The 17080-nt window shown below is 44.2% G+C and carries 13 protein-coding genes; 5 read left to right on the forward strand and 8 right to left on the reverse strand.

Going from position 1 to position 17080, the window contains the following annotated elements; genetic code table 11:
• A partial coding sequence (locus BIZ39_RS09175; RefSeq protein ID WP_187446858.1) for an endoribonuclease YicC domain-containing protein occupies positions 1–80 on the forward strand: 80 nt, incomplete at its 5' end.
• A gap of 98 nt (positions 81–178) precedes the next feature.
• Here BIZ39_RS09175 and BIZ39_RS09180 read toward each other — a convergent pair.
• The 5 genes from BIZ39_RS09180 to BIZ39_RS09200 all read right to left on the reverse strand — a co-directional run bounded on the left by BIZ39_RS09180 (position 179) and on the right by BIZ39_RS09200 (position 8312).
• Positions 179–460 carry a helix-turn-helix transcriptional regulator gene (locus tag BIZ39_RS09180; protein ID WP_231514345.1) on the reverse strand — a complete coding sequence of 94 codons (282 nt, stop codon included), beginning with the start codon at positions 458–460 and terminating at the stop codon, positions 179–181.
• A complete protein-coding gene (locus tag BIZ39_RS09185) occupies positions 450–1790 on the reverse strand; it encodes a HipA domain-containing protein (protein ID WP_231514346.1) in 1341 nt (446 codons plus the stop codon). Before BIZ39_RS09185 ends, BIZ39_RS09180 begins: the two co-directional genes overlap by 11 nt.
• Before the next feature lie 291 nt (positions 1791–2081).
• A complete protein-coding gene (locus BIZ39_RS09190) occupies positions 2082–3587 on the reverse strand; it encodes a tryptophan halogenase family protein (protein WP_187446837.1) in 1506 nt (501 codons plus the stop codon).
• Entirely contained in the window at positions 3565–5238 is a 1674-nt protein-coding gene (locus BIZ39_RS09195; RefSeq protein WP_187446838.1) for a tryptophan halogenase family protein, read from the reverse strand. Before BIZ39_RS09195 ends, BIZ39_RS09190 begins: the two co-directional genes overlap by 23 nt.
• Before the next feature lie 143 nt (positions 5239–5381).
• Positions 5382–8312 (reverse strand): TonB-dependent receptor, encoded by a 2931-nt coding sequence (locus BIZ39_RS09200; RefSeq protein ID WP_239217964.1) that lies wholly within the window; start codon positions 8310–8312, stop codon positions 5382–5384.
• A 525-nt stretch (positions 8313–8837) separates the two neighbouring features.
• Between BIZ39_RS09200 and BIZ39_RS09205 the strand changes: the two genes are divergently transcribed.
• Genes BIZ39_RS09205 through BIZ39_RS09215 form a run of 3 tightly spaced genes read left to right on the forward strand, consistent with a single transcriptional unit; the run spans position 8838 to position 12847 of the window.
• Positions 8838–10175, forward strand: a complete 1338-nt coding sequence (locus BIZ39_RS09205) for a GH1 family beta-glucosidase (RefSeq protein ID WP_187446840.1) — start codon at positions 8838–8840, stop codon at positions 10173–10175.
• 17 nt (positions 10176–10192) lie between these two features.
• Positions 10193–11800 (forward strand): MFS transporter, encoded by a 1608-nt coding sequence (locus BIZ39_RS09210; protein WP_187446841.1) that lies wholly within the window; start codon positions 10193–10195, stop codon positions 11798–11800.
• A 45-nt stretch (positions 11801–11845) separates the two neighbouring features.
• Positions 11846–12847 (forward strand): LacI family DNA-binding transcriptional regulator, encoded by a 1002-nt coding sequence (locus tag BIZ39_RS09215; RefSeq protein ID WP_187446842.1) that lies wholly within the window; start codon positions 11846–11848, stop codon positions 12845–12847.
• Between the two features lie 140 nt (positions 12848–12987).
• On the opposite strand, the gene BIZ39_RS09220 is transcribed toward BIZ39_RS09215, so the two are convergent.
• On the reverse strand, positions 12988–14157 hold the full coding sequence (locus BIZ39_RS09220; protein WP_187446843.1) for a DUF1624 domain-containing protein: 1170 nt from the start codon (positions 14155–14157) through the stop codon (positions 12988–12990).
• A gap of 201 nt (positions 14158–14358) precedes the next feature.
• Here BIZ39_RS09220 and BIZ39_RS09225 point away from each other — a divergent pair, with 201 nt between their 5' ends.
• Positions 14359–14826, forward strand: a complete 468-nt coding sequence (locus BIZ39_RS09225) for a nuclear transport factor 2 family protein (RefSeq protein ID WP_014977834.1) — start codon at positions 14359–14361, stop codon at positions 14824–14826.
• A 52-nt stretch (positions 14827–14878) separates the two neighbouring features.
• Here the strand turns inward: BIZ39_RS09225 and BIZ39_RS09230 are convergent, their stop codons facing one another.
• Together BIZ39_RS09230 and BIZ39_RS09235 are read right to left on the reverse strand one after the other, a co-directional pair.
• A complete protein-coding gene (locus BIZ39_RS09230; RefSeq protein ID WP_014951442.1) occupies positions 14879–15520 on the reverse strand; it encodes an OmpA family protein in 642 nt (213 codons plus the stop codon).
• Between the two features lie 350 nt (positions 15521–15870).
• Positions 15871–17070, reverse strand: a complete 1200-nt coding sequence (locus BIZ39_RS09235) for an HD-GYP domain-containing protein (RefSeq protein ID WP_049586384.1) — start codon at positions 17068–17070, stop codon at positions 15871–15873.
• Between the last annotated feature and the right edge of the window lie 10 nt (positions 17071–17080).

Here is a 17080-nt window from a genome sequence, read left to right on the forward strand (position 1 = left end):
GCACCGACATCACACAATCGGCGGTTGAACTTAAAGTCCTGATTGAGCAGATGCGCGAGCAAATTCAGAATATCGAGTAATATCCGTTGGAGTCCAAAAGCCTCCGCTAAAGCCCAGCCATGCTGGGCTTTTTTATTTTTTATGAAACCCCATGAGTTGATGCACCTCAAAGATAATTTTATATATCGCGGCGAACTGATCGAACAGAAAGTTGAAAACCACCAGGCGCTAAAATTTTATTTAGTACCGAGACGCGAGGATCGGTATTCCCTTTCTCGATATCGCGCAATGTTTTATCAGACACCTTAATAAATTTCGCGTACTGTGTTTGGGTCATGCCATAAAGTTGGGTACGAACCTGCTTTACTAGATCGCCTATGCCGATAACATTGTTCGCAAGATCACTTTCAAGCTGAGCTAAAATTTCTTTTCGTCGTTCGCCCGTCAACCTAACCATCATAGACTCCCATTGCCACTAACTTAGTTTTAGTGTTACTAAAACCAATCGCCGGAAAATTTAATATCTCATCTGGGCAATGTAATCTTTTCAACCTCTCAGGCAGGTCGATTAGTTTTTCTGCCAGTTGCCGCAAAAATAAAATCATTTCATCAGGCTCACAAAAATCTGAAAGCTGCTCTGCAATGATTAAAAAATTAACGTGCCCACCTACTTCGCAACTTCGCCCCCACTTAAATAAACGGGTTATGCCTTCTTCATCGGCTTTCATAGGAGCAAAATCATAGATAGGTGCAAAACAAATATCGCCGTCAAATTTTAAAAATGAAATGTTGCGGCCGTGATTGTCTGAGTTACCGAAGACAATATTTAGAAAATCTCTCACAACATATTGCTTAGCAAATTCGTTTTTCGTCATTTGAGTTGCAGACTTTATTCTTTGCCACACCGTCTCCATCACATCAAAATGATCTTGATAGCTGCCAGGTTCGGCATTAATGATTGAATAAATACTTTCCAACCCAATACGACTAGCCACACCACTTTCTATGCGGACGTCAAAGCGAGGTAGCCATAAACTAGCTTGGCCACTTTGTTTATCTTCTAATGTTTTTAACTTTTCAACATCGATGGTGGAAACATTGGTACCTTTCAGGATCTCCGAAAGAGCCTTATAAAAAACGCCCTCAGCTTTTAAGATGTTGTTATCTCGTGCTGAGCGTCTATTTCTAGCAAACTTGGTTAAATAAGGTGTGGCGGTCAACGGCTTACCTGCAAAGTCCCCATCAATGAAAACATTATCGTCTTCAAGCATGAGTAGCAGTTTTGGGGCAACACCACCAGCTCCTGTCGCCCCTCCTACTGCGGAGCCTTGTTCATTAGCATACTCTAAAAAGTCATATTGCAATGAAATCACGTTCTCAATTGGAAAACGGCGAGAGTCGATATTAGCATCTGTCGGTACGGCTTCTTTTATTCTTAAGTTACCAACGGGCGACATACAAGCATTAGTCAGCAGTGCGTAATTTTGCTGAAACTCGTCTGAGCGACTGACATTAAGATAACTGAGCCACCAATCTCGAGACTTACCCACCGGCAAAATATCATCTAATAGAGCTGGCCAATGAGGGTAGTCTTTAGGAACAATGCTGATAGGTGCATTGACGGAGCATGCCCAGCAATCTTTGACCTCATAGCTTGCGACCTTAACAATATATTCATGCTCATAGTACAGCGAACAACTTGCATTGATCCGCTCATCAGAGAAACACAAAGTAGCAGCATCCCACCATTGACCTTGATTAAATAATTGCAGTGTGACTGTTTGCATCATTTATCCAGTAGTTTATTACCGTTAAGTACTAAATATTAGCAGAATTTCGGTACAATTCTACCGTTTAACTGCAAAGCAGCAATCATTTACAGTAACAAACTACCGTAAACTACAAAATGGATTATCTATTTCAGTACTTTGTATGCGTTTTTCCCAATTTAGATAGCACTAAACCCAGACTTCTAGCTGGGTATGGTGCTGATGCAGTGTGTTTGGTAACTCTTTAGTTAGAATCTGCTTGGTTCATCGTTAACGCGCTACCTGCCGCCAACACCTAACGCTTCTAATAACTCATCTCAGATACTGTGTTAAGAAGGCCTCGTGCGAGGGGAGTTTAGCTACGTGATTATCCACCTGCTGCTTTAATCCTGCCATAAACTGCTTAAGTGACTGTTCACTCATTTCATCGGCAACACGATGATACTGGCTAGGTGTCATGCCTTGGCCCATTAATACTTGGGTCCAGGAGTCAACACGGAAAATATCTCCGTCATCTAAAAACACGCGGCCAGACTCGGCAAATAAAGCCAATTTATGCTCAAGTGACGGCGGAATCTCCATGCGTTGGCATTGCTGCCAAAAGGGGCTGTCCTCGCGCTGTGTCACCTTGTAATGCATAACAATAAAATCGAGTATGGCCGACATTTCGCTATCAAACTTATTGTTGTATTCGTCGATTGCGCTTTGGGTTATGCCATCGAAAGGGAATAGGCGCATTAAGCGTATAAGGCCAGTCATGATTAGATGGATACTGGTCGACTCTAAAGGCTCAATAAAGCCACTGGATAGCCCTAGCGCCACGCAGTTTTTATTCCAACCACGCCTGCGTTTTCCAGGAGTAAAACGAATCACTCTCGGCTCATTAATGGGCGCGCCTGTCACCTGCGATTTAAGTGTATTGATGGCGTCTTCATCGCTCATAAATCGGCTACAAAATACCAATCCATTACCCATTCGTTCTTGAAGAGGTATTTGCCAGCGCCAACCGGCCTGATGTGCCACACTTTTGGTGTATGGCACAGGTGGGGCTGTAAGCTCAGTTTGCATAGCTACCGCACTATCGCAGAAAAGATAGTGTCGCCAATCGTCGTAACCGGTGTGAAGGGCTTGTTCAATAAGCAGCCCTTTAAAGCCTGTACAGTCTATGAAAAAGTCGCCATCTATGACTTCATCGCTTGCTAATCGAAGGGACTGGATGTTGCCTGATTGCGGGCATACTACGACCTTTTCTATATCTCCTTCCTTGTGAGTTACCCCAGCATCACACGCTAGAGACTTTAAAAATCGACCGTAAGCAACGGCATCAAAATGATAGGCAAAGTTAAGCGGCATGGCTTCTGATGTGGCGAACTTGCTCTGTTTAGCGGCAATAAGTTCCGGGCAATAATCACCAAATTCACCACCAAATCCGTATTCTTTAGCCCTCAGCCAAAAATGGTGAAACTCGCCAGCCCAACACTCTCTTCCGGTTATACCAAAAGAATGAATATAGCTGTGACCTTGTTCACGCCAATTTTCAAACTCAATACCCAGTTTGAACGTGGCTTGTGTGGCACGCATAAATGCTTTTTCGTCGATGCCAAGCAACTTGTGAAATGTTCTAATAGGCGGAATAGTCGCCTCGCCCACACCTACAATACCAATATCTTTCGACTCGACTAGCGTAACGTTTATTGACTTACCCAAAAGCCGTGACAGCGCTGTGGCCGCCATCCATCCCGCAGTACCGCCACCCGCAATGACTACGTTCTTAACGGGCGTTTGATTTTTACTGCTATCTAAACCCGATACGGTCATAAGAGGTGTCCTTTTTATCTGAAGTATTTTTTATGTCATTACAACTCGAAGCTGAAGCGTGTTCGTTCTTTTCACGTTGAGCAAGCGAGGGCACGTGTTGTTTTTCGTTGCTGTAGCGCTTTGCAATATCATTGAGCAAAACTCTGTTAGACGGCAATCCCTGCAGATAAGCGTTTTTAGTTTGTTGTAAGGTTTCGCGAATGTGAACTGCTTTACGCTTATGCTCTTCATTTAGCCGTAAAGGCGATGTAGAAGAAGAAAAGCCCATTCCATACAGTACATACTGATAGCTAGCAGAGGGGAAAATCTCTTCGTTCTCGATAAGATCTAAGCGTGAAGGGCTTTGATACTTCCACAGTTCAAGCAATTCAGCGAGGGAATCGGGTATGGACGCCTTATCTCTTTGCGCTAACCAATACGGCTCTTCTCTATCGCTTAAAGCATAATGTAGTTTTAGAAAGTCGATAACGCGCTGCCAGCGATATGCAAAGCGCGAGTTGTAGCGCTTACTGGCTATTTCCATGTGTACTTTGTTTTGCGGAAAAGCCTCACAGAGCATACGTAAGCCAAGTTCGACCATGGCAATGGCTGATGCTTCAAGCGGTTCAACAAACCCCGAAGACATACCTAAGCTCAAACAGTTTTTTACCCAAAACTGTGATCTATAGCCAGGCTCAAAGGAGAGTGTACGAAAAGAAAGCTCTGCATCTTGTGCACTAGGGTAACGTTCACGAACGTAGTCAATCAGCACCTGCTTTGCTTGCTCTTCGTTTGTGAATTGAGAAGAGTAAACTAGGCCTACACCTCGGCGGTGCTGCAACGCAATATCCCACGTCCACCCACAGGTTTGTGCAGTGGCCACTGTGGTACTTTTTATTTCAGCATCTTCGTTTGAATAAGGCACTTGAAGCGCAACGGCGCGATCGTTGAGCATTGTGCGCTTAACCGGTATCCAGGGAATAGTAAAGTGTTCCTTGATAAGCAAGCCGCTGCTGCCAGAGCAGTCGATAAATAGATCGCCAACTATTTTTTTCCCGTCCTTTGTTGATACGCTTTCAATATCCCCGTTTTGATGAGAGTGAACACTGTCAACATGACCAACGACATGGGCGACATTTAACTTGTCTACGCAATGATTTTTTAACAGCTCAGCAAGTTTTGTGGCGTCGAAATGGTAACCGTAATTGAGCACATGGGCGTAGTCCGGCGTAGCAATTTGCTTGGGCGCCTTGCCTGCGGCACACATGGCGGCTTGTAACGAAAACGCATCTTCGTACGATGTGTTTGGTGCGATTGATTTCCAACATGTATAAATATCGAGCTCGTTGTAGCCTGTTGGAACGGTAAATGGATGATAATAGCAGTGCCCGCCTTTACGCCAATTAACAAAGCTGGAGCCTTGCTTGAAAGCACCATGACACACCGTTAAGAATTCCGTTTCACTAATACCAATATCAAGAAGGGTATCGCGCAGTGACGGCCAAGAGCCTTCGCCCACACCTAAAGAAGGGATGTTGGGTGACTCTATCAAGGTAACGGTGTGATTCGCGCTTAGTTTTGCGGCAAGTATCCCTGCTGCAAGCCACCCAGCCGTACCACCACCGACAATGACGACCCGATGCATACTGCAATGACTTTCATTATCACTCATACGTTAAGAACCACGATATGCCCCACTGTACTTCTACAAACATGTTCAGTCGTTTTTCTGGTTACTATTCAAACAGCACTATGACAAAAAAACCCGCTAAAGCGCAACCCTAAGCACTTTAGCGGGTAAACACACCCCAATCGTTAAAACTTGTAGCGAACTCCCAGTGCATAGCGAGCGCCAAGCTCATCTAATTTCCACAACATAGCACTTGTTCTGCCGTGTCTACGGATATTTTCATCTGTGATGTTTATCCCTTCAAATGACACCGTAAGATCTTCAGTGATGTCGTAAGAAACATTGAAGTCTATTTGTGAATAGTCTTCGGTATAGCCCGGCTCATTAATGTACTGAGAGGTTGTATCAAGGAACTTATCACGCCAGTTGTAGGCAATACGCGCTTGCAAAGCATCTTTCTCATACATCAAGATGAGGTTTGCTGTGTCACTTAGTCCCACAAGGGCAAACTGAGTTATCGATGGATTTGCGTCATTATCAAAACCAATATCACCTTGCACTGTGGTGTAGTTAGCCAGTACCCCGAAGCCGCTATCACCAAAGAAGTGCTGCGCAGCAAGTTCGAAACCGTAAATATTCGCCGCTTTATTGTTAACAGGTTTAGAGTTAATGAAGGTAATCAACGGATCTTCGCTATTGGGCAGCACATCGAATTGCTGCTCAAACTGTTCGTCAGTCAATGAGTCATACTCGATACCGTTTTCCATCGCAGCAACCATGTTAAACAATGACGTATCATTAATTGGAATACCACGCGCCTCTAATTCAGCGCGAGCCGCCTCTGCACGCGGTCCATTGGTAACGTCTCTCAACCCAAAGATATTTTCTTCAACTTGTTCATTACCGATAAAGTTCTTAACACGCTTATCGTAAAAACCAACCGACACATAGCTTGTCTCATCGAAATAATATTCGAACGAAAGATCAAGGTTGTCTGACTCTAATGGTATTAGCGATGGGTTACCTGAACTCGCGGTGGCGGTAATGCTGTCAGTAAGAATTGTCGGCCCGCTTTGAGGCGATACTGTCGCAGCGGCGCTCAAGTTGTTGTACGTGGGTCGCGCTATTGTCTTACTGTAAGAGAATCGCGCAATCATGTTTTCAACAACTTCGATATCGAAATCTAATGCAGGAAGTACATGGTCGTAACTTGATTCAACTTCAACATCTTCCATGTCGCTTCCAAAGCGGACGTTGAAGTCATTATTACCTTCCCACGCAATGCCGCTAGGTAAACTTATATTTGCAATTGAAGTTACATCGGTATTTTCGTAGCGTACACCTGCCAACAGGTTGTACTCCATGCCGTTTAACTCGCCAGATAAATCCAATTCGAAATAAACCGCAGTTATGTCTTCTTCAATAGTACGGTTAGTTGCAAACGGGTTGTTGGCAAGAAAATCAAAACCGTATTCTTGAGCAGCAAATGCACCAATTTGCGCAACGCTACCGGTAAAGCCCTGAGAGAACATCCCCTCAGTATTGAAATCGCTAAACTCACTCGCCAAATCCAGCGGTGTTAAAGAACCAGCAGGAAGCTCACCCGGGTTCTCAATTCCCCAGTTGCCCATGGTGTGGCGGGTTAGAGATTGGAGCGATGTGCTCTCCATTGAGCGTGACTCAATACCAAAGTTAATACTTCCGGTATCCATAACGTAAGAGCCATCAAGACGAGCTTGAGTAATCTCGGTGTCTTGCGACGAGAAATTCATGTCCAATATCGATGTACCTACATCATCTTGGTCAAGCACGCCATTACCGTTAAGATTATCACGAGCTTCATCGTCAAAATCGACGAACATAATAGGGAAGTCGCCTCTGAAATCGACACCTTGCCCTTTAACTACGTTTGCGCCTAAACCAAGATTTGTCCACGTTCCATAGGGCGCATCTGGGCGTCCTTCTGCCGTCGAATTATGAAGGTCGAAGACTAGAGTTAGCTCGTCATTTACGAAGTACTCAAGGTTTAAGCCGATCGACTTGTTTTCGTTGACTTGGTTTAGTTCTTGAAGCGCCAAGCCTAGATCACGAGGTAGCAAATCTCGGCGTTCTTGAGTGATTAATACTGGCGTTTTTACCGTTTCATCATCAAAAGTTAGTTCGGTGAAGTACCTATCATCCATCCATATCGATTGCTCGGCTCGAGCTTCGTATAAGTCTTGCTTTGAATAGGTGTAATCAAGCGTGGCCGTCATTTTTTCTGAAGGAGCAAACTGGAACGTTAGCTGTGCATTCGTTCTTTCACGCTCTCGGTCTGCCATGTAATAACGTAAGTCTGAGGGAATGGCGAAAAGCTGTCCCATGGCTGGTGCGTTGTTCAGCACAATTGGGTCACCGCTATCTGGGTTCGCTGGATCAGGAGATTGGGGCACCGTGCCATCAAATGGATTTACGCGCCACTCGTTCACAAACGCACCTTGTGCAGCACTGTCGCGCTGTTGGAATGAACCGGTAAACGTAACGCCAAAGGTATTGTCATCATTGAGATAATTGACAAAGCCTGATACTTCAGGCGTAACATCATCACCTACACGGTTAGTCGTATCATGCAGTGCTTTTGCGCCTACACTTGCGGTAATGCCATTGTCAGATGCTTGAAAGGGACGTGCTGTTCGTATATTTACCGTAGCCCCAATCCCCCCAGTTGCAATACTCGCTCTACCTGTTTTGTACACTTCAACCGCTCTAACACTTTCAGAAGCAAGGTCAGAAAAATCGAAGGCGCGAGAATTTGCTGCTCCGCCACCACCAGGTAACGCAGAACCAGGCATCGTACGTCCATTCAGCGTTACCATATTAAAGTCAGGTCCAAAACCACGCGCTGTGACTTGGCTTCCTTCACCATTATTCCGACTAATTGAAATACCAGTAATACGCTGTAGTGACTCTGCTAAGTTAGTATCAGGAAATTTACCAATATCTTCTGCTGAGATGGCATCAACAACACCAGCAGAGTCACGCTTGATACCCATCGACTCTTGAACACTACTTCGTATACCTGATACCTGAATAACTTCTATGTCTTTTTCTGTTTCTTGCGCCGTCGCAGATGACATCACACCGCTACTCAAAGCGGTCCCGAGTATCAATGACAAACTTGCTGCGATCTTGCTTTTATTTGGTGTTGTTTGTGTCACGGTCTATCTCTCTTTAATAGTGGCTTTTATGTGTGTTGTGAACCTTACGCGCTACCAGAAAGGGCTTTCCCAAAGAGAAACTAGAACACCCAGACGTAAGAAAGCGCTTTCCGAACATTAATTCAACAAAAGTTTAAGATCAACACATTTTTTACAATTAATTCACAGGCAACAACTGTATCGACAACACCAAACTTCTCACAGGAAGATCAAAAACAAATTAATTCAATACGTTACAGGAAAACCAAAGCTCCATTAGATTCCGGTAATAGTCATTTAAATATTATCAGTCACTTAATTCCATTAACGTAAAAATGACATAAATATGAGAAAGCGCTTTCTAATTGTTTTTTATTTGTGCTATAAACCGCTTTGTTATTTCAGATTCATTGTACTGCCAGCATCCGTTTAGAATTTGTGCAGTAAGAAAAAGGTTATCGACATATGAACAGCATTTCGCTTCCCGCAGGCAGTCCCTTACTCAAAAATTCGTTTCTTTATGGAACTGCCACGTCAAGTTTTCAGATAGAAGGGGATGTCGATAACCGTCTCGAATGTATTTGGGATAGATTTTGTGAACGGCCTTCAGCCATTGCTGATCACTCCAATGGCGATGTCGCCTGTGATCATATTGCTCGCTGGAGAGAAGATTTCGACATTTTGTTAGACTTAAATGTAGACGCTTACCGTTTCTCTATTTCTTGGCCGCGCGTTATCACTCAAGAAGGTGAGCTAAATCCAAAAGGCGTTGCCTTTTATAAAACGCTAGTTGATGCGTTAAATGAAAAAGGCATTAAGCCATTTGTTACCCTTTATCACTGGGATCTCCCGCAGCACCTGGAAGATAAAGGTGGGTGGCTTTACCGACAAACTGCTTTTGCATTTGAAGACTATGTTGACAAAATAACGCAGGCGTTAGGCGAGTCCGTTTTTTCCTATGCAACGTTCAATGAACCTTTTTGCAGTGCTTATTTAGGGTATGAGATAGGCGTACACGCCCCGGGCAGAACGGGTAGAAAATACGGAAGAACTGCGGCTCATCACATTTTGCTAGCACACGGCCTTGGGATGAAGGTGCTTAGAAAAAATGTCCCAAATAGCGAAGCCGGTATAGTATTGAACTTTACGCCATGCTACCCCGCCACACAAAAGAAAGAAGACCTCTTAGCCACCCGCAAAGCAGATGACTATATCAACCAATGGTATATGCAGCCTGTAATGGAGGGAAGCTACCCCGAAGTGTTATCTGATATAGACGAAGCGGATAGACCACCAGTTGAAGCTGGTGATATGGAGACAATCTGTCAGCCCATCGATTTCTTAGGGGTAAATTTCTACACGCGATTACACTATTCTGCGCCCAAAGAGAAAGGTGCATTGTATTTCGAGCATCCTCATCAAGGTCCATTAACCGATATTGGTTGGGAAATCTATCCAAAAGCGCTTTATGATTTACTTACTTCATTAAACGAACGATATACGCTCCCTCCCATTTTTATAACTGAAAATGGTGCTGCAATGGCAGACGAACTCAAAGATGGTCTTGTTAATGATGTTGATCGGGTTGATTACTACAATGCCCATTTAAACATGGTACACAACGCAGTGATTGATGGAGTAGAAGTGAGTGGTTACTTCGCATGGAGCCTCCTTGATAACTTCGAGTGGGCGGAAGGATATGAAAAGCGATTTGGGCTAGTTTATGTGGATTTTGAAACGCAAAAGCGTACGCTTAAACTTAGCGCCAATGCTTATAAAGCGCTCATAGCAAGTCGAACATAACAACAGTGGAAATAGCAATGAACCATAAGCTGACATTAAAAGAAAAAGTGGGTTATGGCATGGGAGACGCTGCGGCCAATTTAGTTTGGCGGGGCGCACTAGCATATTTGGCGGTATTTTATACCGATACGTTCGGTATTACAGCCGCTGCAGCTGCGATGCTATTTCTTGTCGTTCGTCTTTCTGACGGTGTGACCGATATTATCATGGGAATGATTGCTGACAGAACCCAGACTAAGATGGGAAAGTTTCGCCCTTGGATATTAGGCTCCACTCCTTTTCTTGGCCTTTTCATGGTCCTTTGCTTTACCACACCTGATCTCTCGTATTCAGGCAAACTCATTTACGCTTACCTGACCTACATCGGACTAACCTTAGCGTATACGGTTAATAATGTACCGTACTCAGCGCTAATGGGCGTGATGACCAGTGATGATAGAGAGCGTACAAGTTTGTCTGGCTTTCGTTTTGCTGGGGCATTCTTTGGTGGACTGCTTGTTATGGGTTGTTTGCCTATGCTGGTGGACTTGCTAGGCCAAGGGAACACTGCTGTAGGGTATCAATATACCATGTGGTTGTTTGCCACGTTGCTTGTCATATTAATGTGTGTAACAGTTTTTACCACGAAAGAGCGCGTTACGTTGCAGCAGGTTTCAAAGCCTCAAGACACTAAACTGGACTCTCCAAAAACAGAGACAGGTACCCAAGTAGCGCCCGCTCCTCGTTCACTAACATCTGAACTCATCGACTTGGGAAAGCAACTACCGTTAATTCTAGTTCCTCTTTCAGCAATAACCGCCTTCTTTTATTATCGAGACGTTGTAACTGGGGCAATCTTCATTACTGTTATAGCGCTTACTACTATTGCAATTAAACGGTTAACTCGCCGACCGGAAGCCGAAAACACCCGTTCTCAGCAGGATATTATCGACCTGCTTTCCAATAAACCCTGGCTAATTCTGTTAGGAATGGGTTTTCTAACCATGATGTTTAATGGCGTCAAATATGGCGTTATTGCCTACTATTTCAAATATTACATGGGCAATGAGCTACTCACAGGCTACTTTTTCATTTCACTGCTGGTAGTGTCGATTTTCGGCGCATTAGCAACGTCCAAATTAGCCGCTATGTTTGGTCGCAAGAAGCTCTTTATTATCGCGCTGTTAGCAAGTAGCGTATTGACCTCTGGCATTTATTTTGTTCCTCAGAAAAGCGTGAGCGCCATATTCATTCTAGGTTGCAGTGCAGAGTTTTTTGCCGCCATATTGCCTACCTTATTTTTCTCTATGCTAGGAGACTCGGCAGACTACAGCGAATATAAGACAGGTCGAAGAGCCACCGGACTCGTCTACTCTGCAGGCTCTTTTGTTCAAAAAACAGGGGGAGGCTTTGCAGGGGCGCTCGTCTTGCTAGTATTGGGAAGCTATGGCTATAACGGTCTTGATATCAATACAATTGATCAAACGCTTCCAGGTATGAAGTCTTTAATGAGTTGGATACCGGCGCTATTTGGCTTTGCTGGCGCAGCGTTAATCTGTCTGTACCCATTAAATGACGAAAAACAAAAAGAAGTTACACAAGCTTTACTCTCTCGACGTAGCGAACAACCGCCGATATCGGCATAATACAGTCAGTTAGAGTGATTGTTTTAGAGAACGAGGTCTTATCACGTGCCCACCATTTATCAAGTTGCCGAGCGTGCAGGTGTTTCTTTATCTACGGTATCCCGCGTATTAAATGGTAAGGCTTCGGTAAACAAAGTACTGAAAGAACGCGTAGAGAAAGCGGTTAAAGAGCTAAATTACCGCCCAAACTCTGTCGCTCGTTCATTGGCAAATAACCGCACTGACAGCGTCGGGGTACTCGTACCTGAACTCAACGCCCCGTTTTTTGGCGATCTGATGCAAGCTGTAGAGTCAACGCTGCGCGCCGCAGATAAACATGTCATTATTTCGGTAGGACGAAATTGCCTAGAAACAGAGAAAGATGCGGTAGAGTTTCTTATTAGCCGTAACTGCGATGCACTCATCATGCATGCAGAAGCATTATCCGATGAGTATTTATTGGAGTTAAACCAGTCGAAACTTCCCGTTGCTTTGGTTAACAGACAGGTGGAAGGGCTACCTGAGGCATGCACTAGCCTCGATAATGAAAAGGGTGGATATCTGGCTACTCGCCACTTACTCGAGCTAGGCCATAAAGACATTGCATATATTTCTGGACCGACTGACAAGTGTGACGCGAGCTTGCGCTTGGAAGGACATAAACGCGCATTGTCGGAAGCAGGGTTGCCCATAAACCCACAGTTGATATTTAACGGCGACTATTCTGAAGAAGACGGGAAGATTGGCTTGTTAGAGCTCATGGCGCGCGATATGCCTTTCACGGCTTTAGTGTGCGCCAACGATTGGATGGCATCGGGTGCGATAAGCTGCGCGAGAGATTTAGGAATGAGCCTTCCCCACGACTTGTCTGTAGTCGGTTTCGATGACGTGGTATTTGCCCACCATGTTTTTCCTCGTCTTACCACGGTCAGTAACCCAATTGCGGAAATGGCTGAAATGTCAGCCAAGTACATACTTAATAAAGTATATGGTCAGGCTAATGACGTTCAGCTGTACTTCGAACCTTCCTTGGTTGTTCGGGAATCTACGGTAAAACATGAAGGATGAAGCCAAGCCGGTAAGTCGAAAACCGACTTTCATCTAAACTCTTAATTAAAACTTTCAATTAAGTGCCTTTCGCTCCCAATAGCGCACTTTGCTATCCACCTTAATGATGATACGACCCACAATAGACGCGAAGGCCAGTCTTACAAGTATTTAAGCCAAGGGGCGTGGTGCTTTGATTTATAGGCGCTAAACCATTTAACAGGGAAATAAAGCACTAAACTAAGGCCAGCAGCTATTAACCATATTTGATAAATATGGTCTACACCCACGTATTTTCCTTTATTTGTCCCCCAAATAAAGAATGCAATACCGTACATCACCAACAATACGTACAAATGCAGGATGTAGAAAAACATCGGAACCGAACCAAAGGTGTCAAGAAATGCAAACTGCGTTTCCTTAACGCGCTCGAAAGCAAACAACAATAGAAACATGCCGGCCAGCGTAAAGAGCAAAAATGCTAAAGACGGGGGGTACTTAGTCAAGTTAAGTAATGACATCAACGTAGTGATGGCACTTTGTTGTAGCTCCCAAGGCAAGGTCTCACCATAAATATTTAAACCGCGAAGTAGGAAAAATAGGCTGAGCGACACTGCAAATAAACCGAGCAACCACCGACCGCGTCGCGCTTTATCAAGCTGTTGACTGTAAAGGGGCCCACATGCATAACCGAGCAGTATTACCCCTATCCAAGGAAGCACGGGATAACTCACTTTAATGTTTAGGGCGGCTGACTGAAGTATATATCCTCTATCGTGCAGCATTGTCCAAAGCGTATAGCCTGTTTCATGTGGAACATAGCTAATTGGCGTTAGTGCATTATGTCCAAAGACAATTAAGAGGCCTAAAATGAGCAACAGAGTTCTTGGAAGATAACTCAATACAGCCAGAGCAATCATGCTGATACCTATGGCCCACATCACCTGAAGATAAAGCGTTTGGAAACTCGCCCCCCAGCTAAATGTAATAAATGTGACCTCTAAGAACAGAATAAACAATCCACGCTTAATTAAGAACTCTCTGACATTGCGTGTCGGCTTGGCCTTATTCGCTGAGTCCATTGGATTGGCATAGAGCCATGCAGACAGCCCCGTCAAAAACACAAATGTGGGTGCACAGTAATGGGCGGCTAATCGTGTGAAAAATAGAGAAGGTGACGTGGTATCGATATCCATAGGATCAGATACCTGCAAATGCAGAAAAAAGCGCTCTCGCACGTGATCGATAAGCATAATCAGCATGACCAAGCCACGCATCATATCGATGCTTCGAATACGGTTTCGTTGAATACTAGAAGACATTTTAGCCATTACATCAAGGAGGAAATATTTGCTATCAACACAACTTCGTTCAGAATTTAGCGGTGGTTTTAGCCACTTACAGCATCGATAGTTAAACGATTAACCCAATGCTATAACATTGCAGTAAAAAGTAGCAATTATTTGCTTCGAATATACTAATGATGCGTTCAACAGCATAATAAGAAATACTAGAAGAAAAACGGAGTCACTATGAAATATCTATTGTTAGGTCTGGTCATGCTTGCTGTTGCGACGACGGCCGTTGCGAACAACGACCGCGACGCAGTGAATCAGACACTTAATGCTCTACATCACAATGCGTCTATTGCAGACTTTGAGCAGTATTTTGGTTTGTATCACGACAGCGCGATCTTTATTGGCACCGACGCATCTGAGGTATGGACCAAAGAAGCGTTTAAGGCGTATGCCAAACCTCACTTTGACAAGGGCAGAGGATGGACATACCACCCGCGAGACAGGCATATCTATTTTTCCCCTAATCACGATGTAGCCTGGTTCGATGAACTGCTCGATAATGAAAGCCTGGGAGAAACACGAGGCACGGGTGTCTTAATAAAAGAGGGAGCAAAGTGGAAAGTCACCCAATACCATTTAACGATCCCTATCCCCAACGCGCTTGCAGATAGCGTTGCTAATCAAATTAAAACCATGCAATAAAAAAAGCCCCGACATAACGGGGCCTTTGTTTCTCTTTGGGTCTTAACTACCTTTAGGTATTAGACTGTGTGAGTGGTTGAATTTCCATCTCTACTCGACGGTTCATCGAGCGGTTTGCTGCACTATTGTTAGGTACTTTAGGTGCGTATTCGCCCATACCTACCGTCGTGATACGCGTCGGGTTAACAGAATAGTTAATTAGTAAATTCTTAACCGCTCCTGCACGACGCTCAGATAAAGACTGATTATACTGCTCAGAACCAGTGTCATCCGTATGGCCTTTGATCATAAGAACGGTTTTTTCGTAATTGTTTACGACTTTGGCAACGTCTTGAAGAACCGGATTGAAGTTAGGGCTGATGCTAGAACTGTCAGTAGCAAAGGTAATGTCGCCCGGCATGATCAATCGCAGATTATCGCCTTCTCGCACAACTTGAACGCCAGTATCAGAAAGCTCATTTCGAAGCTCTTCTTCCTGTTTGTCCATGTAGTTACCTATCGCACCACCTGCGATTGCACCTACCGCAGCGCCCCATGCATAACGACTTTTGTCGTTATCACCTGTCGCTTTACCCAGCAATGCGCCTACTACCGCACCAATAGCGGCACCTTTTTGCGTATTATTCGGATCGGTTGCGCAACCTGCTACCGTTAGTGACGCAGCAATCAAACTTACAGCAAGAGTCTTTTTCATAACTTCCTCTTATTTCAATTAAAAGCTTAATATTGATGAGTTGCATTTATCCATTGCCACTCTCAATAAGCTCAGTGTTAGTTTTGCATTAAACAACTACTGTGATAGCAATTAGCGTTCCACTGGCAAATATTCTGTATATAAGCAACAACGAGTATCTGAGCGCCACGAGTTCGCTTCCTGCTTAACTTTTCCTAAAGATCAGCACTCAAAGGCACTACAGCACTTCATGTTTAGAGGATTGTAGGACATCAAACCTGAACGTTAGCTAAATGAACGTTGGAATAAAGAAGAAAAAATGCGTTGGTACACAGTGTAAATACTACACTGTGTTGCTAAAAAGTAACGTTTTAGCCTATTGAAACTGAACGCTCAAAGAATGCGTTCACATCAATCTTATAGTCAGACGCTATGACGGCTTTGTTGATACTGATTGTTTTATCCGATGATAGGTCAACATCTTTCGGCGTTAGATAGTGGTTACTGCGAACCGAATAAAAAACCTTTACGAGTGGCGTAAGCGGGGAGTCTCTCTGTTCAAGCACCATCGCTAATTTATCATTTGATAATAGAACGAGGCTTCCTACGGGATAAACGCCCAGACACTTTATAAACTGTTGAACGAGCGACTGGTCAAGACGCGTTGGCGCATCACTCATCAAAATAGAGAATGCCTTTTGGCTAGACATACCGGCCTTATACACCCGGTCCGCGGTGAGTGCATCGTACATATCGGCAATGGCAAGCATTCGGCCTGCTTGACTAATATCCTCACCTTTGATCCCAGCAGGGTAGCCTAACCCGTCCAATCGCTCATGATGCTCACTAATCGCTTGAATCAGTGGCTGCGCAATTTCCGTACTTTTTAAATAGTCGACCCCGTGCTTTACATGACCTTTCATAATCTCCATTTCGCTGTCTGTGAGGCGGCCTGGCTTATGAAGAATTTCATCTGGAATTTTGATTTTGCCCAAGTCATGTAGAAAGCCAGCATAGGAAAGGTCTTGCACCTCTTCTTCAGACATCCCTAAATACTTGCCAAAATTGGCGAGTAAAATAGCGACGTTCAGAGAATGCTCTAGTAAATAGTCGTCTTTTTCTCGAATTTTAGTTAGACAAAGCAACGCATCGGGGTTTCTATCTACCGACTCGACTAACTTATTTGAAAATGCTTTGGGAATACTCGCATCAAAAGGCGTCTCTTTTTGTACATTGGCAAGTAACAACTTTTGAATTGCCTTTCCTTGCTCGTGAAGCTTTTCGGCTCTTACCAGCTCATTTTCTAGTGATACTTTTTTTGATTTTACCGGCTGATCAGAAGGCGAGTTTTGGTGCTTTTCCACAGTGGCCGATGAGCTAGGTTGCTCAACGTTAAACGCCTTATCTGTATCAATGGCGAGGGTTTTCACACCTCGCTTTCTAAGTGTTTTAACCACGTCATCAGACGTAACGCGGCCTTGGCTCGTAACCCTCAACGCACCTTTTTGCTCTAAAATTTGATGAACAAACATGCCTGGCACTAACTGATCAATAGTAATCTTTTTTATCATCTTATATGCA

The organism is Alteromonas sp. BZK5, from assembly GCF_014349115.1.
GTDB classification, from domain to species: Bacteria; Pseudomonadota; Gammaproteobacteria; order Enterobacterales; family Alteromonadaceae; genus Alteromonas; species Alteromonas macleodii.